The following is a 23918-nucleotide window of genomic DNA, read 5'->3' on the forward strand; positions in this document are numbered from 1 at the left end:
AGGAGTGGTTCCGCACATGTACGACGACACGGTGTCCGAGATCGGCTGGAGCAGCGAGGAGCTGGAGGCTCGGCGGGAGCTGTGGTCGCTCCCGCTCGACGAGGGGGAGCGACAACTGCTCTGGGCGGACGCGCGGGCCGAGCGGTGGGGCGCGGCAGAGCCGGTCCGGGCGAAGCTGCGCGCGCTCGTCCAGGGCGGCGCCCGCTCCGTCGGCGTCGCCCACGTCGTGGGGCTGATGGATCCGACCGCCCCGGAGGAGGAGGTCGCGGCCGCCCTGTCCTTCCTGCTGCGGGACTTCGGCGAGATCGTCCCGCAGAACGGGCGCGGCGACCTCACCCAGGTGCTGCGCGACCAGGACGGCGACGGCAACACCGAACTCGGCTTCCACTGCGACACCTGCGACCTGCTCGTCCTGCTCTGCATCCAACCCGCCTACAACGGTGGAGGGTTGACCAAGCTGGCGAGCGCGCGGCACGTCTACGACCTGATCGGGCGGGAACGGCCGGACGCCCTCGCCACCCTCACCGAGGAGTGGACCTTCGACCGGACCGGTCGGGCCGGGCCCCAGGTCGTGGTCTCCCCGATCCTCTACACCCAGAAGGACGGGACCATCGCCTGCTACTACCAGACGCGCACCGTCCGCTCGTCCCCCGACCGCGGCGGCCCGCCGCTGACGGACCGTCAGTGGGACGCGCTCGGCGTGCTCGACGAGGTGCTCTACCGGCCCGAGATCGCCTTCGGCCTCCCGATGGCCGCCGGAGACCTGCTGATCATCCGCAACAGCCGGGTCCTGCACGGGCGTTCGGCCTACGTGGACGAGCCGGCGCCCAACTCCCGGCGGATGCTGCGGATCTGGATGAACACGGAGGACATGTGACCGGGAGCGCGCAGACACCGCACGGGCGGACCGCCGTCGTCACCGGCGGCGGCAGCGGGCTCGGCCGGGCCGTGTCCCTGGCGCTGCTGGGCGCCGGCTGGTCCGTCGCACTGGCCGGGCGGCGCAAGGACGCCCTCCAGGAGACCATCGCCCTCGCGGACGTCGACCCCGCCCGGGTGCTGGCCGTCCCGACCGACATCCGCCAACCGGAGGAGGTCGCGGCCCTGTTCGACGCCGTCCGCGACCGCTTCGGCCGGGTCGACCTGCTGTTCAACAACGCCGGCGCCGCCGCCCCGCGCCGACCCATCACCGAGACCCCGTTCGAGGACTGGAACCGCGTCCTGGACACCATCGTCACCGGCGGCTTCCTCTGCGCCCGCGAGGCCTTCCGGGTGATGAGCGCCCAGTCCCCGCAGGGCGGGCGCATCATCAACAACGGCGCGCCGTCCGCCCACGTCCCGCGGCCCAACTCCATCGCCTACACGGCCGCCAAGCACGCCGTCCTCGGCCTCACCAAGGTGCTCTCCCTGGACGGCCGCGCGCACGGCATCGCGGTCGGCCAGATCGACGTCGGCAACGTCACCCCGGTCGACGGCGGCCCGCAGCCCGCCGCCATGCAGGCGGACGGCACGATGGCGGTCGAGGCGACCATCCCGGTGGAACGCTTCACCGAGGCCGTCCTGCTGATGGCCTCGATGCCGCCGGACACCAACGTCCAGTCCCTGACCGTCCTGCCCACCACCATGCCGTACATCGGGAGGGGCTGAACCGTGCTGGTCAGCGCACGTTCCTTCGACGAGTACCGCGCGATGTTCGCGCTCACCGACGGCGACCTCGCCCCCGGCCGGCGCATCCTGGACTGCCCGGGCGGCGCGGCCGCCTTCACGGCCGAGGCCGGCCGGCGCGGCATCGACGCGGTGGCCGTCGACCGCGAGTACGCCCACCACCGGGAGGACCTCGGCGTCCTCGTCGAACGGGAGACCCGGCACAAGCGCGACCAACTGGTGAGGGAGGCCCCGGAGTTCGTCTGGACGTGGTACGGCGACCCCGACCGCCTCACCCGGCAGTGGATCGCCAACGCCCGTGACTTCCAGGCCGACATCGCCGCCCGCCCGGACCGCTACGTCGCCGGCTCGCTGCCCGAACTCCCCTTCGCCGACGACTCCTTCGACCTGGTCCTCAGCTCGCACCTGCTCTTCTCCTACGGCAACCGGCTGGACGGGGACTTCCACCTGGCGGCCCTCCTGGAACTCGCCCGGATCGCCCGCCGCGAAGTCCGGCTCTTCCCGGTCATGGTGTACGACACCGGCGTCCGCTACGGGGAGCTCGACGGGCTGCGCCAACACCTGGACGCCCTCGGGATCCCGAGCCACGTGGAGCGGGTGGACTACGAATTCCAGCCCGGGGACAACGAGTTGCTCGTGCTGTCGTGCGCCGACTACCGGCCGCTGGCGCGGGCCGGGGCGCCGGGAGCCGACGCGTCGGTGCCGGGCGCCGCCGACCCGGTGCGGTGGCGGCACCGGGAGAACCCCTGACCTCAGGCCCGAGTCTTGGCCCTGGGCCTGACCGACGCCGAGTCTGCGTCGGCCAGGTCCAGGGCCAGGCCCCGGGTCACCCGCCGACGGGGGCGGATCCGGCGGCGTCGCCTCCGAGGTGGGCGGCAATCCTCCGCGCGCACTCCAGCGACTCGGTGCGCGAGGTGTCCACCTCCAGGTCGTAGCGCACGCCCTGGTGGACCAATTCCGCCTGCGAAGCGGCCATCCCCAGGATCCGGTTCCCCCGGGCGAGCTCCCGGCCGGTGGCCACCGCCGCCTCGCAGCGGACCCCGACCCACAGCACCTCCAGTCCCACGAGCGCCTTCTCCCACCGGAGTTGGGACTCAGCCCGGCCGAGGAAGACCTCGTCGACGATCACCCGCGCGCCCGCCCCCGCCATGGTCGCGACCCCCGCGATCCACGCCGCCTGCAAGGCCTGGAACTTCGACCCGACGCTCACCCCGCCGTCGGCCGCGAAACCGATGCCCCCGTCCGCATCGTGCAGGGACGCGGGCATCGCCTCGATCAGGGTGTCGACCCCGACCGTCAGCCAGGGCTCCGGCAGCACCGCCTGAAGACACCGGGCAATCCCGGACTTGCCCGAGCTGGAACCACCGTTCAGCACAATCACCTGAGTCGCCATCCCGCCACCGTAGCGATCCCGGTGCCATGTCCCAACCGGATATCGGACGCCCGGCGAGAGCCTGGCCGCCGCCGGGTGGGGCGCGCCGGGAGGGGCCGGGCGGCACGCGGGGAACGGTCACGGTCCGTGTCGACGTGGTGACGGCGCGATCACTCGTGCGGGGGAAAAGCGATGGTTGCGCTTTGAACAGTCGCGGTGGCTGGCCAGACTGGTCCTTCTCCGACCGGCCGGTCGGAGGTGGTGAGCGAGGGGGAGCACGGGCATGGGCGTTTCGTCGTACCGCGGCATGTGTGGCCTCGCCGCCGAGCACCCCGGGGGCCCGGACCTCCTCGCGGGAGTCGCCAGACCGGCGCCGCACGGCGAGGCCGGCGCCCTCCGCCGCGACGTCGGGGCGTGGCTGGTGGCGAGCGGGGTGCTCGGCGGTGACGTCCAAGGGTTCCTGGCACAGGGCCACCTGGACCTGGTGGCGGAGGCGTGGGGCGACGTCCCCCGGGGGCCGCGGCTGGTCGCGGCGGCGAAATGGCTGGTGCTCACCTGGATCCTCGACGACCGCTTCGACGACCAGTGGATCGGCCGGCCCGTCACGGCGGCCCGGCGGACCGTCCGGGCGCTCACGGACGTCCTGGACGGCGGTTCGGGCGTCGACTCGGACAGCGTTCCGGGCGGTGGCTCGGACGGCGTTCCGGACAGCGTTCCGGGCGGTGGCCCGGATGGTGCCTCGGACGGCGGCTGGGATGGCATCGAGCCGCCCGGCGACGCACTCGTCGAGGCGTTCGCGGTGCTGTGGCGGGAGACGGTCGAGCTGACGCCGCCGCAGTGGCGGGCGCGCTACGCGGCGTACTTCCGCGCGTACCTGGACACCTCGCTCGGCTACCTCGACGAGGCCTCGCTCCGCGACACCGCCTTCCGCGACACCGCCTTCCGCGACGCGCCCTTCCGCGACACCCCCTTCCACGACCTCGGGGCCGGCGCCGTGCAGACCGTCCCCGAGTACCTGCGCCGACGGGACCAGGACGGCGCCGTGTCGTGCGCGGCGGGTTGGATCGAACTCGCCCACGGCCTGGACCTCGCCGACGAGGTGTTCCGGCACCCGAGGGTGGCGGACCTGCTGATGCGCTTCAACCACGTCGTCTGCTGGGTCAACGACCTCTACTCCGCCGAGGGGGAGTCCGCCGCCGGGAACGGCAAGAACCTGCTGCGCTCGTTCACCGTCCACGAGGGCCTGGCCCCCCAAGAGGCGTCGGACCGGCTCGGGGCGCTGTGCGAGGCCGAGTCGACGACGCTGGAGTTCCTGGCGGACGGCATCGCCCGCGACCCGTCGTCGCCCGGCGAGGTCCGGGCCTTCGCCCTCGGGCTGGTCCGCTTCACCCGCGCGCTCATCCACTGGACGGCGACGGCCGCCCGCTACCGTACGGAGTCACCGCGATGATCCCCCGTCCGCCCGGCGGTCTGCCGCTGCTCGGGCACCTGGTGCCGTTCCTGCGCGACCCGCTGGCGTTCCTGCGTTCCCTGCCCCGGTACGGCGGCCTCGTCCAGATCAGACTGGGGCCGGTCTCGGCGGTGGTGGTCTGCGACCTGGAGCTGACCCGGCACGTCCTGCGCGAGGACCGGGTCTTCGACAAGGGCGGGTTCCTGTTCGAACGGGTCCGCGACTTCGCCGGCAACGGCCTGGTGACCTGCCCCCACGCCGACCACCGCCGCCAGCGCCGCTACGTCCAGCCCGCCTTCCGCGCCGACCGGATCGCGCGGTACACGGAGGTGATGGCCCGGGAGGCCCGACGGCTGGCCGGGTCCTGGAGCGACGGGCAGGAGGTCGACATCACCGCCGAGTTGAGCCTGGCCGCCGGGCGCAGCCTGGTCTCGACCCTGTTCACCCGGCTGCCGTTCACCGGCCTCCAGGAGACCGTCGACGACTTCGTCCTGCTCATCGGCGGCTCCTACCGGCGCATGCTGCTGCCCCACCGGCTCAACCGGATCCCGCTGCCGGCCAACCGCCGCTACGACGCCGCCCGCACCCGGCTGGTGCGCCTGGTCGACGAGGTCGTCACCGCCTACCGCGCGGATCCGGAGGACCGGGGCGACCTGGTGTCGACGCTGGTGGCCGCCGACGCGGGCGGGCAGGCGCTCTCCAACGCGGAGGTCACCGACCAGGTGATGACGATCTTCGCCGCCGGCTTCGACACCATCGCCAACTCCACCGTGTGGGCCCTGCACCTGCTCGCCCAGCACCCGGACATCGCCGACCGGGTCCGGGCCGAGGTGGACGCGGCCCGCGTGGACGCGACCGGGGTGAACGTAGCCGAGGCGGACGTGGCCGAGGCCGACGCCACCACGGCGGCCGGCGCGTCAGCGAGCGTGGACGGCACGTCGGCGAGCGTGGACGGGCTGGAGCTCACCACCCGGGTCGTCCGCGAGGCCGTCCGGCTGTACTCCCCGGGCTGGCTGCTCACCCGCGTCACCACCACCGACACCGAACTCGGCGCGCACCGCCTGCCCGAGGGCACCTCGGTCATCTACAGCCCCTACCTGCTCCACCGCCAGCCCGCCCTGTTCCCCGAGCCCGACCGCTTCGACCCCGAGCGGTGGGTGGGCGTCCACCCGCAGCGCGGCCCGTTCATCGGCTTCGGCGCGGGACCGCGCCGCTGCGTCGGCGAGCAGTTCGGCATGACCGAGTCCGTCCTGCTGCTCGCCACGATCATGCAGGCCTGGCACCTGGAGCACGTCCCAGGCCGGACCGTCCGCGAACTGCCGCTCGCCACGCTGCGCCCCGGCCCGGTGTGGATGCGCGCGACCCGCCGTGACGGCCTCGTCCGCACCGGGGCCGCCGGGTGAGCACGGCCCTCGTCCTCGGCGGCGGCCTGGCCGGCACGCTGGCCGCCGCCGCCCTGGCGCCGCACGCCCGGAGCGTCACCGTTCTCGAACAGGACGTCCTGCCCGTCCTGCCCGGCCCGCGCCGGGGCCTGCCGCAGGGCGAGTTCAGCCACATCCTGCTCGGCGGCGGCGCGGACGCCGTCGAGGAGGTCCTGCCCGGAACGCTCGACGCCCTGCTCGCCGCCGGCGCCCACTACCGCTCGATCCCCGCCGGCCTGCTGATGCGCCTCGGGCCGGGCTGGCTCCAGGGCTTCGACTCGCCGGCCTACCTGATCGCGTGCAGCCGGCACCTGCTCGACCACGTCGTCCGGCGGCGGCTGCGCGAGCAGGCGAACGTGACGGTCCGCGAACGCACCTCCGTCCTCGGTCTGGTGGGCGGCCCGGGCCGGATCGTCGGGGTCCACATCGAGAACCCGGACGGCTCGCGGGAGACCCTGCGGGCCGACCTGGTCGTCGACGCGACCGGCCGCCGTTCCCGCGCCCCGGAGTGGCTGCGCGCCCTGGGGGTCGAGGGACTGTGCGAGGAGACGGTGGACGCCGGACTCGCCTACGCCGCCCGGGTGTTCGAGACGCCGGGCGGAAACGAGGGCTTCCCGGTGGTGAGCATCGTGCCCGTCCCGGGGCGCGGCCGGCCCGGTCGGGGCGCCACCATCATCCCGATCGAGGACGGGCGCTGGATCGTCACGCTCTCCGGCACCCGTGGCGGCGAACCCGCGCGGGGCGAGCGGGAGTTCCACGACTTCCTGAAGGCGCTGGACCACCCGGTCGTCCACGACCTCGCCCGCGCCGCCCGCCCGCTCGGCCCGATCCGCACCTGCCACGGGACGCTGAACCGCCGGCGCCGCTACGAGTGCTACGAGGGCGGCCAGCTGGCCGGGTTCGCCGCCACCGGCGACGCGGTGGCGGCGCTGAACCCGGTGTACGGGCACGGCATGACAGTCGCCGCCCAGTGTGCCGCCGCCATCCGCGCCGCCGTCGACAGCGAAGGCCTGCACCCGGGGGTGAGCGCACTGATCCAGCGGCGGATCGCCAGGGTCGTCGACACGCCCTGGGACATGGCCAAGGACCAGGACGAGGGCTTCCCGGACGCGCTTTCGAGCCACCCCGCCACCGCTGCCGGGCCCGCCGCCGTGTTCACCCGCTGGTACACCCGCCGGGTGCTGGGCGCAGCCCTCACCGACCCCGCCGTCTCGGCCGCCTACTTCGAGGTGTTCTCCCTCGCCGCCAGACCCGCCCGGCTGGCCAGACCCGCGGTGGCCCTCGGCGCACTGCGACCCCGGCGCGCCCACCCGCCGACCGCCGGCCAGGCGATCGCCCGCTTCCCGGGGGTGGCCGCACTGGCCGGGCCCTACTGACCGGCCCGGACGGCCGGAACCGCCCAACCTCCCGTTCCCGCAATCCTGTTCACGCCGTTGCCGTCGAAGCCGCCCTCGAACGCCCAGGTCCTGTCCCACCAAGATCGGTCGGACGGACCTGGGGTCCGTCTTCAGGTGGACCCCAGGGCGACCTGACGGCTTCGGTCACCGAGCCGCCGCGGCCATGGCCTCGCGAACGGTGATCAGGCATGGATCGCAGTAACGGTCCGGGCCCGCCGACTCCTCGACGCCCGCAGCCGGCGCGACGCGCTGGGCGGGTTCGAGGAAGCGTCCGCACAGGGACGTCGACGAGTCGTTCTTCGTCACCACGTGCCACACCACGGCCGGCGGTGACACCGCCGGGTCGTGCTCGGCCCACATCTCGTACACGGTAGCCTCCCGAATCGCTGGGGCCCGGTCACCCCATGCAACCCCCCTCCCCGGCGGTCGGCCACCGGACGGGGCCCGGTGGGATGGCGCGCGGACGGTCGGGGCGTGCGGGTGGCGGCTGTTCCCTTGTGGTGGTGGCTGGTTGCCCCTGGCGTTTCGGTGTCGCGCCAGTAACATGAGTTCCCCTCACGTTCACGTCAGGAGGCAGTCATGCCGGACCGCTACGACCTGCCGACGGGGTTCCGCTGGGGCGCCGCCACCGCCGCCTACCAGATCGAGGGGGCGGTGGCGGAGGACGGCCGCGGGCCCTCCGTCTGGGACGTCTTCGCCGCCCGCCCCGGCGCCGTCCGCGACGGCCACACGGGCGCGACGGCCTGCGACCACTACCACCGGTACCCCGAGGACATCGCGCTGATGAAGGACCTCGGGCTGGACGGCTACCGCTTCTCCATCTCCTGGCCCCGCGTGCTCCCCACCGGCGCGAGCACCGTCAACCCCGCCGGACTCGCCTTCTACGACCGCCTGGTGGACGCCCTCCTTGACGCCGGCATCACCCCGCTCCCCACCCTCTTCCACTGGGACCTCCCGCAGGCCCTGGAAGACAACGGCGGCTGGCTGAACCGCGACACCGCCTACCGCTTCGCCGAGTACGCCACCGTCGTGGCCGACCGCCTCGGCGACCGCGTCCCCGCCTGGATCACCCTCAACGAGCCCTTCGTCCACACCGTCTTCGGCTACGCCCTCGGCACCCACGCCCCCGGCCGCACCCTGATGCTGGAGGCCCTCCCGGCCGCCCACCACCAACTCCTCGCCCACGGCCTGGCCGCGTCCCTGCTCCACGACCGCGGCCTGGAGGTGATGCTCTCCAACAACCTCACCCCGGTCGAGCCGGCCTCCGCCTCGCCCGCCGACACGGCTGCCGCCGAGGCCTACGACGCCCTGCACAACCGCCTGTTCACCGACCCCGTCCTCCTCGGCCACTACCCCGACCTCTCCGCCCTCGGCGTCCCCGACGACCTCTACGGCGCCCTCCACCCCGGCGACACCGACCTCATCCACACCCCCGGCCTCGACGGCCTCGGCCTCAACTTCTACAACCCCACCCGCATCGCCGCCCCCACCGAACCGGGCCTCCCCTTCACCCTCGTCGACATCCCCGACGTCCCCCACACCGCCTTCGGCTGGCCCGTCGTCCCCGACGCCCTCACCGCCCTCCTTCTTCACCTCCGCGACACCTACGGCAAGGCCCTCCCACCCATCACCATCACCGAAAACGGCTGCTCCGTCACCGAGTCCACCACCCCCGACCAACCCCGCATCGACTTCATGTCCGCCCACCTCGACGCCCTCGCCGCCGCCACCGCCGAAGGCATCGACATCCGCGGCTACTACACCTGGTCCCTCCTCGACAACTACGAGTGGGCCGAGGGCTACCACCAGCGCTTCGGCCTCATCCACGTCGACTTCGCGACGCAGAAGCGCACCCCGAAGGCCTCCTACACTTGGTACCGCGATCTGATTGCCAGTCATCATGCGAAATTTGGACGTTAGTTGCGAGCTGCGCGAGGGGTGCGAGTCAGGATCGCGACTGGGAAGGAAGCGACTGGCGAAATGCGAACCCGTAGCCGAGTACCCTGCGCTCGGCGGTGATGACAGGGTGTCCGATAGGTCGGACGGTCTTCGCCAGCGGTTCGGCCGGGGGCCGCCGCGGCCCCCGGCCCGTCGATCGCGCCCGTCCCGGCTCCGAGTATCGTCTGATCCTTGACGGCAATGGGAACTCCGCCCGCCTCCGCGCGCCGTCACTTGTCCTCACCACCCGTGCCATCGGGTGACTACGAACGGTGAGGATGCCGGTCGACCGACACACCAGGGAGGGCCCGGATGGCGGACAACGAGCACGAGGACGGCGATGCGAACCCCTCGGAACTGCCGGCGCTGCGACTGAAGCTCTACGTCGAGTCGCTCCAGGTCCTGATGCCCGAGCGGCAGTTCAAGCTTCTGATGGACGTCCTGCGCGGCTATGCCGAGCTCGGCGGTGGGCGGATCGCGGTGAAGCTGGACGACGAGGAGCGGGAGCTGTTCACACCTGCGGTGCAGCGCGAACTGCTCGTTCTCCTCGGCCTGATCGGCGCCCTGACACCCGGACACGAGGACCGCGCCGACCGTGTGGTGGCCGACCTCGGCGACGGGGAGTGGGCCAAGGAGGTCATGTCGCTCGTACCGCTGGAGGTCGCCTCCGACCCGGCCCGACTGCGGGAAATGCGCGACCGGCTTGACGCCGCTGAGGGCCGGCGGGCGAGCGACCGCGCGACGGTCGAGGGAATCGCAGAGGCGAGCGGGATGGCGGGGACAGAAGAGACCGGGCCCTCCTGACTCTCGACGTCAGCGCGGTCGGCCGCATGATCCGTCCGCGTGTACCGCGGCCCGAACACCTACTCAGAACGAGCCAGTAGTGAGAGCGATACCCCAGGAATCCGAAGCAATCGCGAGCATGGGGGTTCGTGACCCCGCGACCTACGACCTCGTGATCAGTCGCTGAATGGCGGGCTCGTAGTCGACCGCGCCGGTCTCACGCTGAAGTCTTGACCTCGGCCACGCTGAACCACCCTGGCCGCACCTCGACCAGCGGTGGCTTCAGCCACTCCACTGCGGACCGCAGGTCCTGCTCCGTGGGGTCGTGAGGCGCGGGCAAACTCCGGCCATAGCGGCGCAGCCGCCAGAGATCGAAGATCTCCCTGCCGTCGGCTGCGAAGTCCACGTCGATCTCGGTGCCGTTGTCGCTGATGAAGAGGCAGCCTGCTCCGTGGACCTGGTAGGAGTAGGTGCCGATTTCGCCGCGCGCGGCGATGCGCTACCGGGCGCCGTCGGCGGGTGTCTGTTGCCTGGCCCGGTAGGCGCGTTTTTTGACGAGGGCGCCGCAGGTCTTCATCGAGCACCAGCGGCGGGCGCCCGCGCGGGAGGTGTCGACGAAGGGGGCGCCGCAGTCGGGGTTCCCGCAGATGCGGACGCGGGTGCGGTGTTCCGATGCGCAGAGGGCGATCAGATCCCGGGCGACCATCGAGAGCACTGCCGCGAGTGCGTCGCCGTGCCAGCGCACGGTGGTCGCGTCGGGGGCGAGTTCGGGTGTCGAGGGGGGCTCGGCGGCGGCGCGGTTGACGAGCGCGATGTCCTCGGGCGAGGGCGGCGTGGCGTCCGCCAGGGCGCGGCCGGTCCGCTGGATCGCCTCACGCAGCTGCCTGGCGCGGCCGAGGTCGGCCTCGGTGCAGGGCGGCGGCGCTGTCGTGCAGTCGCTTTCGACGGCCCAGCGGCTCAAGTCCTCGGGCCGGGCGAGCCGTTCGAAGGGCGTGTCCGCGCCGCGGTCGGCCAGGGTGCCGGCGAAGGCGAAGCACAGCCGCGCGTCGTCGAAGCGGAAGTCGGCCTTGGCGCGCTGGCGCCCCTCGCGGCTGTCGTCCATGTCCACCACTTTATGCGGTTGACATGGTTCCGGGCAAGCGGCTAGCTTCAAAGTCCACCACTTGAACCGGTGGACTTCAGGCGGTTGCTCCCCGCTCCCGTCGACTCCCCTCAACTCCCGCCAACGCCCTTCAGCACGAGGAGGCCGCGCCATGCGCGCCGCAGTCATCGAGGAACTCCACAAGCCGCTCGTCATCCGCGACGTGCCCGATCCCTCCTGCCCGCCGGACGGCGCGATCGTGCGCGTCGGGGCGAACGGGATCTGCCGGACCGACTGGGCCCTGTGGGCCGGGGAGTTCTGGACGGGCGGGCCGCGTGTCGAGGCCCCGTTCGTCCTCGGCCACGAGTTCGCCGGCACCGTCGTGGAGGTCGGCCGCGAGGTACGGGGGTGGAAGGAGGGCGACCGCGTCATCTTCCCGATGAACCCCGGCGAGGGCGCGTGCGAGATGTGCCGCAGCGGCAATCAGCACGTCTGCGAGCACGTGGACTCGCTCGTACCCGGGGTGTCCTACTGGGGCGCCTTCGCCGAGTACGTCATGGTCCGCTTCGCCGACGTCAACCTGGTCGAAGTGCCGGAGGGCGTCGGCTTCGTGGACGTCGCCGCGCTGGCCTGCCGCTACATGACCGCCTTCCACGGCGTCGTCGACCAGGCGAAGGTCCGCGGCGGCGAATGGGTCGCGGTGTACGGCGCCGGGGGCGGCATGGGGCTGTCGACGGTCGAGATCGCCGCGGCGACGGGCGCCAACGTCATCGCGATCGACATCACGGACGACAAGCTGGACGCCGCCCGCGCACTCGGCGCCGTCCACACCGTCAACGCGGCGACCGATGACCCCGCCGAAGCGGTGAAGACCCTCACCGGCGGCGGTGCCCACGTGTCGGTCGACGCCGTGGGCATCGCCGCCGCCTGCCGCAACTCCGTCCTCTCCCTGCGCACCCGCGGCCGCCACCTGCAGCTCGGACACACCACCGCTGCGGAACAGGGGGACGTCGCGCTGCCGGTCGACGTCATGATGGTCAAGGAGCTGGAGTTCCTGAGCGCCTTCGGCATGCAGGGCCAGCGCTTCGGCACGATGCTGAACATGATCGCCGCCGGCCGCCTCGACCCCGGCCGCATCGTCTCGCGCACCGTCGGCCTCCACGAGGCGAGCGAGGTCCTGGAGTCCCTGGAGACGTACGGACCCACCGGTGTGGTCGTCATCGACTCGTTCCGCCCCTGAAGCGTCTCCCCCCGACCCCCTCGAAACACCTCCCCCCGAAAGCAGGAACGGCCATGCCCGCATCCCGTCAACTGATGGACCAGGAACTGAGCCTGGCCCTCGACGCGGTCCCCATGACCCCCAACGGCGCGTTCGACCTGACGGACCTCGCCGCAACGCGCGCGGCGTTCCGCGCCCAGGCCGAGGCCGCCGCCGACTCCCAGCCCGGCGACCCGTCGGTCACCATCGAGACGCACCTCGCGCGCCGAACGGACGGCCCCGACGTACCGATCCGCCTTCTGCGCCCCACCGGAGCGCCCGGACCTCTGCCGGTCCTGCTCTGGTTCCACGGTGGCGGACAGGTCCTCGGCTTCGCCGCCCAGGACGACCCGTGGCTCACCCGGCTGGGCGCGAGCCTCGGCTGCGCCGTCGCCGTGGTCGACTACCGGCTCGCCCCCGAGACACCCGCTCCCGGCGCCGCCGAGGACGGCTTCACCGCCTACCAGTGGCTCGGCCGCGAGGCGGACGCGCTGGGCCTGGACGGCGCCCGCATCGGCATCGCGGGCCAGAGCGGCGGCGGAGGCGTCGCGGCGGCCACGACCCTCCTGATCCGCGACCGCGGTGGCGTGACACCCCTGTTCCAATCACTCACGTATCCGATGCTCGACGACCGCAACCGCACCGCATCGAGCCACGAGATCACCGACATCGGCATCTGGGACCGCTCGACCAACCTCCTCGCCTGGCAGGCGATCCTGGGCGACCGCGCCGGCACCGACGACGTCTGCCCCTACTCCGCCCCCTCCCGCACCACCGACCTCAGCGCCCTGCCGCCCACCTTCATCACCGTCGGCGACCTCGACTGCTTCCGCGACGAGAACCTCGACTACGCCACCCGCCTGCGGGCCCACGGCGTCCCGGTCGAATTCCACCTCTACCCCGGCGCCTACCACGCCTTCGACCTCATCGCCCCCCACTCCCGGCTCGCCACCACCTTCCACCAGACCTGGTCCAACTACCTCACCCGCCAGTTCCACACCTCCCCGTCCTCCGCCTGACATCCGCGCCGAGGACTGTTCGGTCGTGGAGGAGACGAGACGAGACAAGACGGGAGGAGAGAGAGGAGAGGAACGGTGAGGGCCGGCCGGCCGGTCCCGGGGCGGGTGAGCCGTTCGGTGCTGCGGCGGGACACGCTGCCACCTGCGCTTCGCCCCCATCAGCGTAGTGTGGCCCGCTCGTGACCGGGGTGCGGTGGATCATGGGTGTATGGCCAGAGACACGGGCCGCTCCTCCTGGCTGCCCCTGCGTCGATCGGGTAGCCGTCGTGAGCGGCGACACCCACGCTCAGCCCCGCGGGAGCAGTCGGCGCATCGCCTGTGGTCGGTGATGAGCATCCGGAGTGTCGCCGGTCAGATGTTCGTCCTGCAGGTGCTGATCGTGCTGTTGCTCGTGGTGACGGCCGTCGTCGTGCTGCTGGTCCAGTCCCGCAGCGACCGGTTCGAAGCGGCGCGCGGCCGCACGCTCGCCGCGGCCCAGGCGTTCGCCCACGGTCCCGGTTTGGTGGCGACGATGCAGGGCCCCGACCCCAGCGCGGTGCTCCAGCCGCTGACCGAAGCGGCCCGCACGGCTGCCGGGGTCGACTTCATCGTGGTGACCGACCGCAACGGCATCCGCTACACCCACCCCGATCCGGAGCTGATCGGCAAGATGTTCATCGGCACCATCGGGCCGTCGCTGCACGGCCAGGTCACCGTCGAGGACGTGAACGGCCCGCTCGGCTCCGAGTACCAGGTGGTCGTCCCGGTGGAGGACTCCCACGGGGCGGTCGTGGGCATCGTCTCGTCCGGGATGAAGGTCTCCAACGTGAGCAGCGCGTTCAACCGCCAGCTGCCGGTCGTCCTGGGCGTCGGCGCCTTGGCGCTGGGCCTGGCCACGGCCGGCACGGCGCTGGTGGGCAGGCGTCTGCTGCGGCAGACGCGCGGCCTGGGGCCGGAAGAGATGACCCGGATGTACGAGCACCACGACGCGGTGCTGCACGCGGTGCGCGAGGGCGTGGCCATCGTCAGCGGCGACGGCCGGGTCCTGCTCGCCAACGACGAGGCGCGCCGCCTGCTCGACCTGCCCCCCGATGTGGAGGGGCGTACCGTCGCCGACCTCGGCCTCGCCCCCCGCACGGCCGAACTGCTGCTCTCCGACCGTGCGGTCACCGACGAGGTGCTCCCCGTCGGAGACCGCCTGCTGGCCGTCAACAGCCGCCCCACCGACAGCGGGGGAGGCCCGTCGGGCAGCGTCACCACCCTGCGCGACTCCACCGAACTGCGCGCCCTCGCGGGGAGGGCGGAGGTCGCCCGCAGCCGGCTCAGGCTGCTGTACGAAGCGAGCCTGGCCATCGGCACGACCCTGGACGTCCGGCGCACCGCGGAGGAGCTCGTCCGGACGGCCGCCCACGAATTCTGCGACTACGCCACTGTCGACCTCGCCGAAGCGGTCCTGGACGGCGAGGAACCACGGGTGCTGGTGGTCGATGCCCCGGTGGAGCTGCAGCGGGTGGCGCTCGCGGGCGCCCGGGACGATTCGCCGCTGTACCCCCGAGGGGAGCTGGTCAGGTGGGACCGGGGCACCCCGCAGGCGGCGGGTTTCGTCGGGGGGCGTCCCACGCTGGTCACCGAGCTGGCGACCGACGCCGGCTGGCGCATGCAGGACACCGAGCGTACGCAGGCGGTGCTGGAGTTCGGCCTGGCATCGCTGATCGCCGTTCCGCTGTCGGCGCGGGGTGTGCTGATGGGCATCGCCTGCTTCTGGCGCAGCCGTGACAGAGGTCCCTTCGAGGAGGAGGACCTGTCCCTGGCCGAGGAGCTGGCCGCCCGGGCCGCCGTGTCCATCGACAACGCCCGCCGCTACACGCGCGAGCACATGATGGCCGTCACCCTTCAGCACAGCCTGTTGCCGCGCGCGCTGCCCGAGCAGAGCGCCCTCGACATCGCCTACCGCTACCTCCCCGCCCAGGCGGGGGTCGGCGGCGACTGGTTCGACGTCATCCCGTTGTCGGGCACCCGGGTCGCGCTCGTCGTCGGGGACGTGGTCGGCCACGGCCTGCACGCGGCCGCGACCATGGGCCGCCTGCGCACCGCGGTCCAGAACTTCTCCACCCTCGACCTGCCGCCGGACGAGCTCCTCGGGCACCTGGACGAACTGGTCGCCCACATCGACCAGGAGACGGCGGCAGCCGAGGGCGAGCTCGCGATCACCGGCGCCACCTGCCTCTACGCCATCTACGACCCCACCACCGCCACCTGCGCCCTGGCCCGGGCGGGCCACCCGCCGCCCGCCCTCGTCCACCCGGACGGCACGGTGGAGGTCCTCAGCCTTCCCGCCGGTCCGCCGCTCGGCCTGGGCGGGATGCCCTTCGAGGCCACGGAGGTACGGGTGCCCCAGGGCAGCAACCTGGTCCTCTACACCGACGGCCTCATCGAGGACCGCACCCGCGACATCGGTGTCGGCCTGGACGTCCTCACCGCCACCCTGGGCCGCGCCGACCGGTCGCCCCAGGAGGTCTGCGACGCCGTGCTCGACGCCCTGCTGCCCGTCCGCCAGACCGACGACATCGCCCTGCTCGTCGCTCGCACCCAGGTGCTGGCACCCGATCGGACCAGCGAGTGGGAAGTGGCCGCGACCCCCGAGGCCGTGGGCCGGGCGCGGGCCGAGGCGACCCGACAGCTCACCGAGTGGGGCCTTGAGGAGGCCGTGTTCGTCACCGAGCTGGTGCTCAGCGAGCTGGTGACCAATGCCATTCGCCACGGGACCGAACCGATCAAGGTGCGGCTGCTGTACGACCGCACGCTGATCTGCGAGGTCGCCGACACCAGCAGCACCGCCCCGCACCTGCGCTACGCGGCCGCCGAGGACGAGGGCGGCCGCGGCCTGTTCCTCGTCGCCCGGCTCGCCGAGCGCTGGGGCGTGCGCTACACCCCCTGGGGCAAGATCATCTGGGCCGAGCAGTCGCTGCAGCCGAGTGCCTCGATGGCCTGGCCGATGCTCGAGTAGCCGGGGAAAGCCCATGCTCGGCAGGCCCGTACTCGAGTAGCCTGGGTAGGCCCGTGGTGGTCGATCCGGGTCAGCCGGTGGTGAGCACCATCCGGAAGCGGGCCTTCCCGGCGAGCATCTTCTGGTACGCCTCCTCGGCGTGGTCCAGCGGCACGGTCTCGGTCATCGGGCGGATGCCGTGCAGGGCGCTGAACGCCATCGTGTCCTCCACGTCCTGCGCGGTGCCGGACGGATGGCCCCGGACGACGTTGGCACCCATGAGCAGTCCGGCCGGACTGATCGCCATCGGAGCGGCGTCCGCCCCGATCACCACCAGCTCCCCGCGGGGGGCCAGCCCGTCCAGGGTGGACGCGATGGCCTCGGAGTTCCCGGCAGTGGCCAGCACGGCCCTGGCGCCGCCGAAGGACTGCAGCGCCTCGGCGACCGGGGTGCCGGCGGTGCTGTCGACGTAGTGGTGGGCGCCCAGTTGCTCGGCGAAGCCGGCCTTCTCGGCTCCCCGGGCGATCGCCACCGTCTCGAAGCCCATCGCGACCGCGTACTGAACCCCGAGGTGCCCGAGCCCGCCGAGCCCGAGCACCGCGACCAGATCGCCGGGCCGGGCGGTGCTGCGCCGCAGCCCGTTGTACGTGGTCACGCCCGCGCAGGCCATCGGCCCGGCGTCGCCCGCCGCCAGTTCGTCGGGGATCCGGGCCAGTGCGTCGGCGGGCGCGATCACCTTCTCGGCGAAGCCCCCGTCATACGTCCATCCCGGGACCTTCAGGTTCCGGCACACGATGAAGTCGCCCTGGCGGCACGGTTTGCAGTGGCCGCAGCTGCCGCCGAACCAGCCGACCGCCACCCGGTCGCCGATCTGCCATCCACGGTCCCGAGTGCCCTCGCCGAACTCCTCGATGTGCCCGGCGATCTCGTGTCCGGGCACCACGGGGAACGACACGCCCGGTAGCGCGGCGTTCACGAAGAGTGTGTCGGAGTGGCAGACGCCGCACGCCTCCACGGCGATCCTCACGTGGCCGGGTCCTGGCTGCGGCACCTCTCGCTCGGCCGGGTGGAGCGCACCGCCCGGGGCGGTCGCCTGTGCCACTCGATAGGTACTCATGATCAGCGCTCCTCCGGGAAGATGATCGGCGCTCCTCCGGGAAGTCGTCGCCGTACGTCGGCAGGCTGCTCAGGGGTCCATCCGGGGGGCCTTTCTTCACCATAAGGCCGTACGGGCCACTGCGCAGGGCAGTGGGGGCAGCAGGCCGAGGGCCACCACCGGCGTCACGGCCTCGTCCGTGTCGACTTCGTCCGAAATCACCGCTCACGCAAGTTTGTTGACACCTCGTTCTGTCGGAGCGGTCCTGCGGGAGTCCGAAGGGACCCGGCCCCGCTGTGCTCGCCGCGCGGCCGGGTCCTCGGGGGGTGGTGGTCAGCTGAGGGTGCGGAGCGCGTCGGCGTCGTAGGGGCGCAGGTCGGCGTGGCGGCCGGAGAGGACCTTGGCGGCCCACTGCGGGTCCTGGAGGAGGGCGCGGCCGACGGCGACCAGGTCGAACTCGTCGCGCTCCAGCCGGTCGAGCAGGTTGTCGATGGCCTGGACCGGGGAGCCCTCGCCCCTGAAGGCGCCGACGAAGTCGCCGTCGAGGCCGACCGAGCCGACGGTGATGGCGGGGCGGCCGGTGAGCTTCTTGGTCCAGCCCGCCAGGTTGAGGTCCGAGCCGTCGAACTCGGGGACCCAGTAGCGGCGGGTCGAGGCGTGGAAGGCGTCGACGCCGGCCTCGGCGAGCGGGGTGAGGATCGCCTCCAGCTCCTCGGGGGTCTCGGCGAGACGGGCCTCGTAGTTCTCGGACTTCCACTGCGAGTAGCGGAAGATCACCGGGAATTCCGGGGAGACGGCCGCTCGCACCGCGGCGACGAGCTCGGCCGTGAACTTCGTCCGGGCCACCGGGTCGCCGCCGTAGGCGTCGGTGCGGCGGTTGGTGCCCGCCCACAGGAACTGGTCGAGCAGGTAGCCGTGGGCGCCGTGCAGCTCGACGCCGTCGAAGCCGATCCGCTCGGCGGCCGCGGCGGCCTCGGCGAACGCGCCGATGACGGCGTCCAGATCGGTCCGGGTCATCGCCCGGCCCGTTCCCTCGGTGCCGTCCAGGCGGATCCCGGACGGGCCGACGGCGGGCGCGTCGGCGAACGGCGGGTCGCCCTGCTGGCGCACCATGCCGATGTGCCAGAGCTGCGGCACGATGGTGCCGCCCGCCGCGTGGACGTCCTCGGCGACGCGGGCCCACCCGGCCAGCTGTTCCTCGCCGTGGAAGCGCGGGATGTCGTCACTCTGGCCGGCGGACTCGTGGCCGACGTACGTCCCCTCGGTGATGATCAGGCCGACGCCCGCGGCGGCCCGGCGGGCGTAGTACGAGCGCACGTCCTCGCCGGGCACGCCGCCCGGGGAGAACCTGCGCGTCATCGGCGCCATCGCGATGCGGTTGGGAACGGTCAGCCCGTTGAGCGTGACGGGCCGGGACAGGATTTCGGCCGCGCGGGAGGCTGCGGGCTCGGTGACGGTCATGGGATCCCTCGTGGGTACCGGTGGAGTGCGCCGGGGCGGAATTGGTTGCCTGTGCAAACAACCTGGGAGGCCCCCGCATTTCGCCGACTGCGCGAATCCTGCTGTGATCAGCGCCACTGCGCACCGGAGGGGGCGGCCGGCTCGTCGCGCCCGGTCGTGGCCCAACCCGTCTGCTGCGGTGTGGACTTGGCGGCCGTCAGGGGCGGGAGGGCGGGCCCTGGCTACAATCACGACGTGTTCGACGGCCTGAGGCCTTCCGCCGGCGCTCCGGAATCGTCCACGTCGACTTCGTGGCGCGGTGACTTCGCGGCGCGGTGACTTCGTGGCGCAGCGACTTCGTGGCGCAGTGATTTCGCGGCGTAGCGACTTCGCGGCGCAGCGGCGCACCCCGAAGGCCTCCTACGCCTGGCACCGCGACCGATCGCCGACCGAAGGAGCTGACGATGACTCCACGACAGATCGCCGACGACTACGTGGCCCGGGTTGCCGCACACGATCCCGTCACCTCCACGTCCCTGGGCCTGGCTCCGGGCGACGACCGGATGCCCGACCTGTCGCCGGACGGCGTCGAGGAGACGGTCCGGCTCGCGCGGGAGGCGCTGGCGCGTCTGGACGCCGTCCCCGAGGCCGGGCCCGACGGGGATCCGGCGGAGCTCGTGTGCGCGCGGCTGCTGCGCGAGCGGCTCGACGCCGAGGTGCGGGTGCACGAGGCCGGCGAGAACTTCCGCGCCGTGCGGAACCTGCACACACCGGTGCACCAGCTCCGGGGCATCTTCACGATGATGCCCACCGCCACCGACGACGACTGGGCCCCGGTCCTGGGCCGACTGCGCAACCTGCCCGCCGCGCTGGACGGTTACCGTGCCACGCTGGCGGAGGGCGTCGCCCGCAAACTGCTCGCCGCGCCCCGCCAGGCCGACGTGCTGTGCGCGCAGCTCACCGCGTGGACCGGCGAGACGGCCGGGGGCCCCGGCTGGTTCGCCGAGTTCGTCGCCCCCGCGCCGCAGCGGCTCCGCCCCGAACTGGACACCGCCGCGAACGAGGCGACCGCCGCCGTGGCCGCGTTCCGGGACTGGCTCCGCGACAGCTACCGGTCCGCTGCGGAAGGCACGCCGGACGCCGTCGGCCGCGAGCGCTACCTGCTCGGGGCCCGCCGGTACACCGGCGCCGACCTGGACCTGGACGAGACCTACGACTGGGCCTGGGAGGAGTTCCACCGGGTCTGGGCCGAGCTGCGCACAGAGGCCGAACGGGTGCTGCCCGGCGCCACCGTCCAGGAAGCCCGGGCCCACCTGGACGAGCACGGACACACCGTGCACGGCGCCGAGCGGATGCGCGGCTGGCTGCAGCAGATCACGGACGACGCGATCGAGGCACTCGACGGGCGCCACTTCGACATCACCGGCCCGCTGCGCCGGGTCGAGACCAGGATCGCCCCGGCCGGCAGCGCCGCCGCGCCCTACTACAGCGGACCGAGCCTCGACTTCGCCCGCCCGGGCCGGACCTTCCTCCCGCCGGCCAACGGCGACGCGCAGGAGCGGTTCCGCACCTGGCGCCTGGTCAGCACCTGGTACCACGAGGGTGTCCCCGGGCACCATCTGCAGCTCGCCTCCTGGACCGCGGCGGCGGAGCAGCTGTCCCGCTACCAGGTCACCCTCGGCAAGATCAGCGCCAACGTGGAGGGCTGGGCCCTGTACGCGGAGCGGCTGATGGACGAGCTCGGCTTCCTCACCGATCCCGGACGCCGCCTCGGCTACCTCGGCAAGCAGATGATGCGCGTCGCCCGCGTCATCGTCGACCTCGGCATGCACCTGGAGAGCGCCATTCCGGCGGGCTCCCCGTTCCACCCGGGCGAGCGCTGGACCCCGGAGCTGGCCACCGCCTTCATGGCCGACTACGTCGGTCTGGCGCCCGCCCACCTGCACAGTGAGATCGTCCGCTACCTCGGCCGGCCCGGCCAGGCCATCGGCTACAAACTCGGCGAGCGCGCCTGGCTGGCCGGCCGCGAGGCGGCCCGCCGCCGGCTGGGCGCCGACTTCGACCTCAAGCACTGGCACATGAAGGCCCTGCGGCAGGGCTCCCTGGGCCTGGACGACCTGGAGGCAGCCCTGGCAGCGCTGTGACCGCCGGCTGACGGCCGGGTGACCGCCGTCGATCGAGACGGACGTACGGCCGCCCCCGGCCCGGAGACTCCGCCGGGCCGCTGGGCCGCCGGGGGTGTGGTCGGGAATCCGGGGCGGTCGGCGGTGCCTGGATGGAATCATGTGGACGCCCGGAGAGGGTGCCGCAGGGTCGAGTCGGGACAGGAGCCGTAGGTGGGAGAGAGGCAGCGCGCCGTCCGGAAGCCCAAGGTCGTGCTGGCGGACGGGGAGCGGCTCCATGCGGTCGCCCGCGCGGTCGTCGACGATCACCAGGGTGCTGTCGAGCACGTGCGCCAGGCCGCGGCCGGTCTGCGGGGCCAGCTGGTCCGCGACGAACTGGACGCCATTCCGGTGGCCCGGCTGAAGGACGTCACCGAGGGGCGTCTGCGCGTCGGCGCGCTGGAGGCCGCCGGGATCAGGACCGTGCGGCAGGTGGTGGACGCCACGCCCTACACGCTCCAACTGCTGCCCGGAATCGGAGCCCAGAGCGCTCTCCAGGCCATCGCCGCCGCCGGGCAGATCGCTCGGGCAGCGGAGCAGGCCGTGGCGATCCGGCTGGACGTCGACCACCAGGACGCGGCGGGCACCGCGCTGGTCGTCGCACTCCAACGGCTGGTCGCCGCCGGGCCCGATGCGAGACGGGCCAGGGAGCTGGCGGAGCGTGTCGCCGGCGAGGCCGCCGCCCTGATCGCCGCCGCCCAGCCGGCCCGGGGCGTTGTGAGAGGCCTGTTCGCCGGGCGGCAGCGCCGGCAGGAGGCGTTCGCCGCGGTCGACCGGTTGGACGCCCTGCTCGCGGAGGCGGAGGGCCGAGGAACGTCCATGCTCTTCGCCCAGGCCTCGGTGGACCTCCTCCGCCCACTGGCCACGGACATCGAGGCCTGGGCGGAGTTCGAAGTCCGCTCGGCCGAGTTCTACGGCGTCCTGGGCGAGTTCGCCGGATCCGGCTCCGACGGGCTCACCGCCTCCGAGGGCTTCCTCCCGGAGAGCCTGTCGGACCGGGTCCGGGCCGAGCCGCTGGACGACACCCGGTGCACGGTCCCGCTCCGTGGTTACCAGGCGTTCGGTGCCCGCTTCGCCCTCGCCCAGAAGCGGGTGATCATCGGCGATGAGATGGGCCTCGGGAAGACGATCCAGGCGATTGCCGCGCTCGCGCATCTGCGGGCGCACGGGAGCGCACACTTCCTCGTCGTCTGCCCGGCGAGCGTCCTCATCAACTGGATCAGGGAGATCGAGTCGCGCAGCACGTTGAGGGCGTTCCGATTCCACGGCCAGGAGCGGGAAGCGGCGCGCACCGAATGGCTCCGCAGCGGAGGTGTCGCCGTCGTGACCTTCGACGGACTGCGTCGCCTGGAGGTCCCGGAGGACGTCACGGTCGGCATGGTCGTGGTGGACGAGGCCCACTACGTCAAGAACCACAGCACGAAGCGCTCGCAGGCGGTGGCCGAGTGGACCGACCGCGTCGACCGCGTCCTGTTCCTCACCGGCACCCCGATGGAGAACCGGGTGGAGGAGTTCCGGAACCTGGTCCGCTATCTGCAGCCTGATCTTCTGCCCGGAATCCACAGCAGTTCGGCCGCCGCAGGGCCGACGTCGTTTCGCAAGGCAGTGGCACCGGCCTACCTGCGCCGCAACCAGCGGGACGTCCTGACGGAGCTCCCCGACGTCGTTCATGTCGACGAATGGGAGGAACTGTCGGCGTCCGATCTCGTCGCCTACCGCTCGGCGGTCGCCGAGGGGAACTTCATGGCCATGCGCCGTGCCGCGTACGCGGACCCGGAAGGGTCGGCGAAGCTGCTGCGGCTGATGGAGGTCGTCGACGAGGCTGCGGAGAACGGGTTGAAGGTCGTTGTCTTCTCGTTCTTCCGCGATGTCCTGCGGGTCGTCCAGGACGCTCTGGGGCAGCGTGCTTTCGGCCCGATCGACGGAGGCCTGGACGCTGTCCGACGGCAGGACGTCGTGGACGAGTTCGCCGCCGTGCAGGGCCATGCGGTGCTGCTGAGCCAGATCCAGGCCGGCGGTGTGGGACTGAACATCCAGGCGGCGTCGGTCGTCATCCTCTGTGAACCCCAGGTGAAGCCCACCATGGAGAGCCAGGCGATAGCCAGAGCCCATCGCATGGGCCAGGTCCGGCGTGTGCAGGTGCACCGCTTGCTGGCCGTGGACAGCGTCGACCAGCGGATGGTGGAGATCCTTCGCGCGAAGAGCCAGTTGTTCGACGACTACGCGCGCCGCAGTGACGTGGCCGAATCGACTCCTGAAGCGGTCGACGTCTCGGAGCAGTCGCTGGCCGCGCTGATCGTGGAGGAGGAACAACTGCGCCTCGCCCGGACGGCTGCCAACGGTGCTGCGACCTGACGTTGTGACCGGGGGCGTTGTGGCGGGTCGGTAGGGGTCGGGAGGGGCTGGCAGGGGCGGCTGGCAGGGGCTCGCAGGGGTAGACCTGCGCGGTCCCGGGCTGGGCGTTTGTTTCGGGCACTGAATAGGGGGTACTGTCTCCCAGTCGCTCGGCAGGGAGCACCGGACACGCATCGGCGCGGACGGTCCCGGGGCGGCCAATCCTCTTGAAACACCACCTCCTGGTTCGGGCCGGGTCGCGTCTTGTCGCGGCTTGGTTCCTATTCGGCGTGCTCGTTTTATTGGATTGCGGCTGATTCGCTTTTCGGAGCAGGGGTCGGCTAGAGTTTGAAACGTCGGACGGGGCATAAAGCCGCAGAAGACACCAGCGAGTTGGATGAACGAAGCGCCGGAAAACGGAGCGGAAAACATCTGGTAAGCTGGGAACACGAAAGAACGAAGCGCCCGGAGGGCCCGCTGGAAGGCGGTCCGAAGGAAGTGTCCGTTCCTTGAGAACTCAACAGCGTGCCAAAAGTCAAC

19 protein-coding genes are annotated in these 23918 nt (G+C 72.4%); 13 read left to right on the plus strand and 6 right to left on the minus strand.

Annotation, left to right across the window (positions count from 1 at the left end; translation table 11 throughout):
• Positions 1 to 16 precede the first annotated feature (16 nt).
• Genes ACFWPT_RS22105 through ACFWPT_RS22115 form a run of 3 tightly spaced genes read left to right on the plus strand, consistent with a single transcriptional unit; the run spans position 17 to position 2412 of the window.
• Positions 17 to 877, plus strand: coding sequence for a TauD/TfdA family dioxygenase (locus ACFWPT_RS22105; protein WP_380483634.1), 861 nt, complete (start codon positions 17 to 19; stop codon positions 875 to 877).
• Entirely contained in the window at positions 874 to 1644 is a 771-nt protein-coding gene (locus ACFWPT_RS22110) for an SDR family oxidoreductase (protein ID WP_380483636.1), read from the plus strand. The genes ACFWPT_RS22105 and ACFWPT_RS22110 overlap by 4 nt, the downstream gene beginning before the upstream one ends.
• 3 nt (positions 1645 to 1647) lie before the next feature.
• On the plus strand, positions 1648 to 2412 hold the full coding sequence (locus tag ACFWPT_RS22115) for a class I SAM-dependent methyltransferase (RefSeq protein ID WP_380483638.1): 765 nt from the start codon (positions 1648 to 1650) through the stop codon (positions 2410 to 2412).
• 76 nt (positions 2413 to 2488) lie between these two features.
• On the opposite strand, the gene cpt is transcribed toward ACFWPT_RS22115, so the two are convergent.
• Entirely contained in the window at positions 2489 to 3055 is a 567-nt protein-coding gene (cpt, locus tag ACFWPT_RS22120; protein ID WP_380483640.1) for a chloramphenicol phosphotransferase CPT, read from the minus strand.
• Positions 3056 to 3317: 262 nt separating this feature from the next.
• On the opposite strand from cpt, the gene ACFWPT_RS22125 reads away from it, so the two are divergent.
• The 3 genes from ACFWPT_RS22125 to ACFWPT_RS22135 are packed head-to-tail and all read left to right on the plus strand — an operon-like array spanning position 3318 to position 7281.
• Positions 3318 to 4484 (plus strand): terpene synthase family protein, encoded by a 1167-nt coding sequence (locus tag ACFWPT_RS22125; RefSeq protein WP_380483642.1) that lies wholly within the window; start codon positions 3318 to 3320, stop codon positions 4482 to 4484.
• Positions 4481 to 5887, plus strand: coding sequence for a cytochrome P450 (locus tag ACFWPT_RS22130; protein WP_380371794.1), 1407 nt, complete (start codon positions 4481 to 4483; stop codon positions 5885 to 5887). The genes ACFWPT_RS22125 and ACFWPT_RS22130 overlap by 4 nt, the downstream gene beginning before the upstream one ends.
• A complete protein-coding gene (locus tag ACFWPT_RS22135) occupies positions 5884 to 7281 on the plus strand; it encodes an NAD(P)/FAD-dependent oxidoreductase (RefSeq protein ID WP_063350413.1) in 1398 nt (465 codons plus the stop codon). Before ACFWPT_RS22130 ends, ACFWPT_RS22135 begins: the two co-directional genes overlap by 4 nt.
• Before the next feature lie 165 nt (positions 7282 to 7446).
• Here ACFWPT_RS22135 and ACFWPT_RS22140 read toward each other — a convergent pair whose 3' ends face one another.
• On the minus strand, positions 7447 to 7671 hold the full coding sequence (locus ACFWPT_RS22140; protein WP_363377142.1) for a hypothetical protein: 225 nt from the start codon (positions 7669 to 7671) through the stop codon (positions 7447 to 7449).
• A gap of 210 nt (positions 7672 to 7881) precedes the next feature.
• On the opposite strand from ACFWPT_RS22140, the gene ACFWPT_RS22145 reads away from it, so the two are divergent.
• On the plus strand, positions 7882 to 9222 hold the full coding sequence (locus ACFWPT_RS22145) for a GH1 family beta-glucosidase (protein WP_380483644.1): 1341 nt from the start codon (positions 7882 to 7884) through the stop codon (positions 9220 to 9222).
• A 330-nt stretch (positions 9223 to 9552) separates the two neighbouring features.
• Complete coding sequence (locus ACFWPT_RS22150; RefSeq protein WP_380483646.1) at positions 9553 to 10044, plus strand: hypothetical protein; 492 nt, start codon at positions 9553 to 9555, stop codon at positions 10042 to 10044.
• Positions 10045 to 10240: 196 nt separating this feature from the next.
• Here ACFWPT_RS22150 and ACFWPT_RS22155 read toward each other — a convergent pair whose 3' ends face one another.
• Both ACFWPT_RS22155 and ACFWPT_RS22160 read right to left on the minus strand, forming a co-directional pair.
• Positions 10241 to 10519: a DUF6896 domain-containing protein gene (locus tag ACFWPT_RS22155; protein WP_380483661.1), complete on the minus strand. Its 279-nt coding sequence runs from the start codon at positions 10517 to 10519 to the stop codon at positions 10241 to 10243.
• A 3-nt stretch (positions 10520 to 10522) separates the two neighbouring features.
• On the minus strand, positions 10523 to 11125 hold the full coding sequence (locus ACFWPT_RS22160; RefSeq protein ID WP_380371786.1) for a CGNR zinc finger domain-containing protein: 603 nt from the start codon (positions 11123 to 11125) through the stop codon (positions 10523 to 10525).
• A 151-nt stretch (positions 11126 to 11276) separates the two neighbouring features.
• Between ACFWPT_RS22160 and ACFWPT_RS22165 the strand changes: the two genes are divergently transcribed.
• The 3 genes from ACFWPT_RS22165 to ACFWPT_RS22175 all read left to right on the plus strand — a co-directional run bounded on the left by ACFWPT_RS22165 (position 11277) and on the right by ACFWPT_RS22175 (position 16367).
• A complete protein-coding gene (locus ACFWPT_RS22165; RefSeq protein WP_380483648.1) occupies positions 11277 to 12344 on the plus strand; it encodes an alcohol dehydrogenase catalytic domain-containing protein in 1068 nt (355 codons plus the stop codon).
• Between the two features lie 53 nt (positions 12345 to 12397).
• On the plus strand, positions 12398 to 13381 hold the full coding sequence (locus tag ACFWPT_RS22170) for an alpha/beta hydrolase (protein WP_380483650.1): 984 nt from the start codon (positions 12398 to 12400) through the stop codon (positions 13379 to 13381).
• A gap of 328 nt (positions 13382 to 13709) precedes the next feature.
• Positions 13710 to 16367, plus strand: a complete 2658-nt coding sequence (locus ACFWPT_RS22175) for a SpoIIE family protein phosphatase (protein ID WP_380483652.1) — start codon at positions 13710 to 13712, stop codon at positions 16365 to 16367.
• A 70-nt stretch (positions 16368 to 16437) separates the two neighbouring features.
• Here ACFWPT_RS22175 and ACFWPT_RS22180 read toward each other — a convergent pair whose 3' ends face one another.
• A complete protein-coding gene (locus ACFWPT_RS22180) occupies positions 16438 to 17463 on the minus strand; it encodes an alcohol dehydrogenase catalytic domain-containing protein (RefSeq protein WP_363377150.1) in 1026 nt (341 codons plus the stop codon).
• Between the two features lie 312 nt (positions 17464 to 17775).
• Entirely contained in the window at positions 17776 to 18903 is a 1128-nt protein-coding gene (locus ACFWPT_RS22185; RefSeq protein ID WP_380483655.1) for an NADH:flavin oxidoreductase, read from the minus strand.
• A 443-nt stretch (positions 18904 to 19346) separates the two neighbouring features.
• On the opposite strand from ACFWPT_RS22185, the gene ACFWPT_RS22190 reads away from it, so the two are divergent.
• Together ACFWPT_RS22190 and ACFWPT_RS22195 are read left to right on the plus strand one after the other, a co-directional pair.
• On the plus strand, positions 19347 to 21026 hold the full coding sequence (locus ACFWPT_RS22190; RefSeq protein ID WP_380483657.1) for a DUF885 domain-containing protein: 1680 nt from the start codon (positions 19347 to 19349) through the stop codon (positions 21024 to 21026).
• A gap of 192 nt (positions 21027 to 21218) precedes the next feature.
• Complete coding sequence (locus ACFWPT_RS22195; protein ID WP_380483659.1) at positions 21219 to 23399, plus strand: DEAD/DEAH box helicase; 2181 nt, start codon at positions 21219 to 21221, stop codon at positions 23397 to 23399.
• The last annotated feature ends 519 nt before the right edge of the window (positions 23400 to 23918 follow it).

Source organism: Kitasatospora sp. NPDC058478, assembly GCF_042720345.1.
In the GTDB taxonomy this organism is placed as follows: Bacteria; Actinomycetota; Actinomycetes; order Streptomycetales; family Streptomycetaceae; genus Kitasatospora.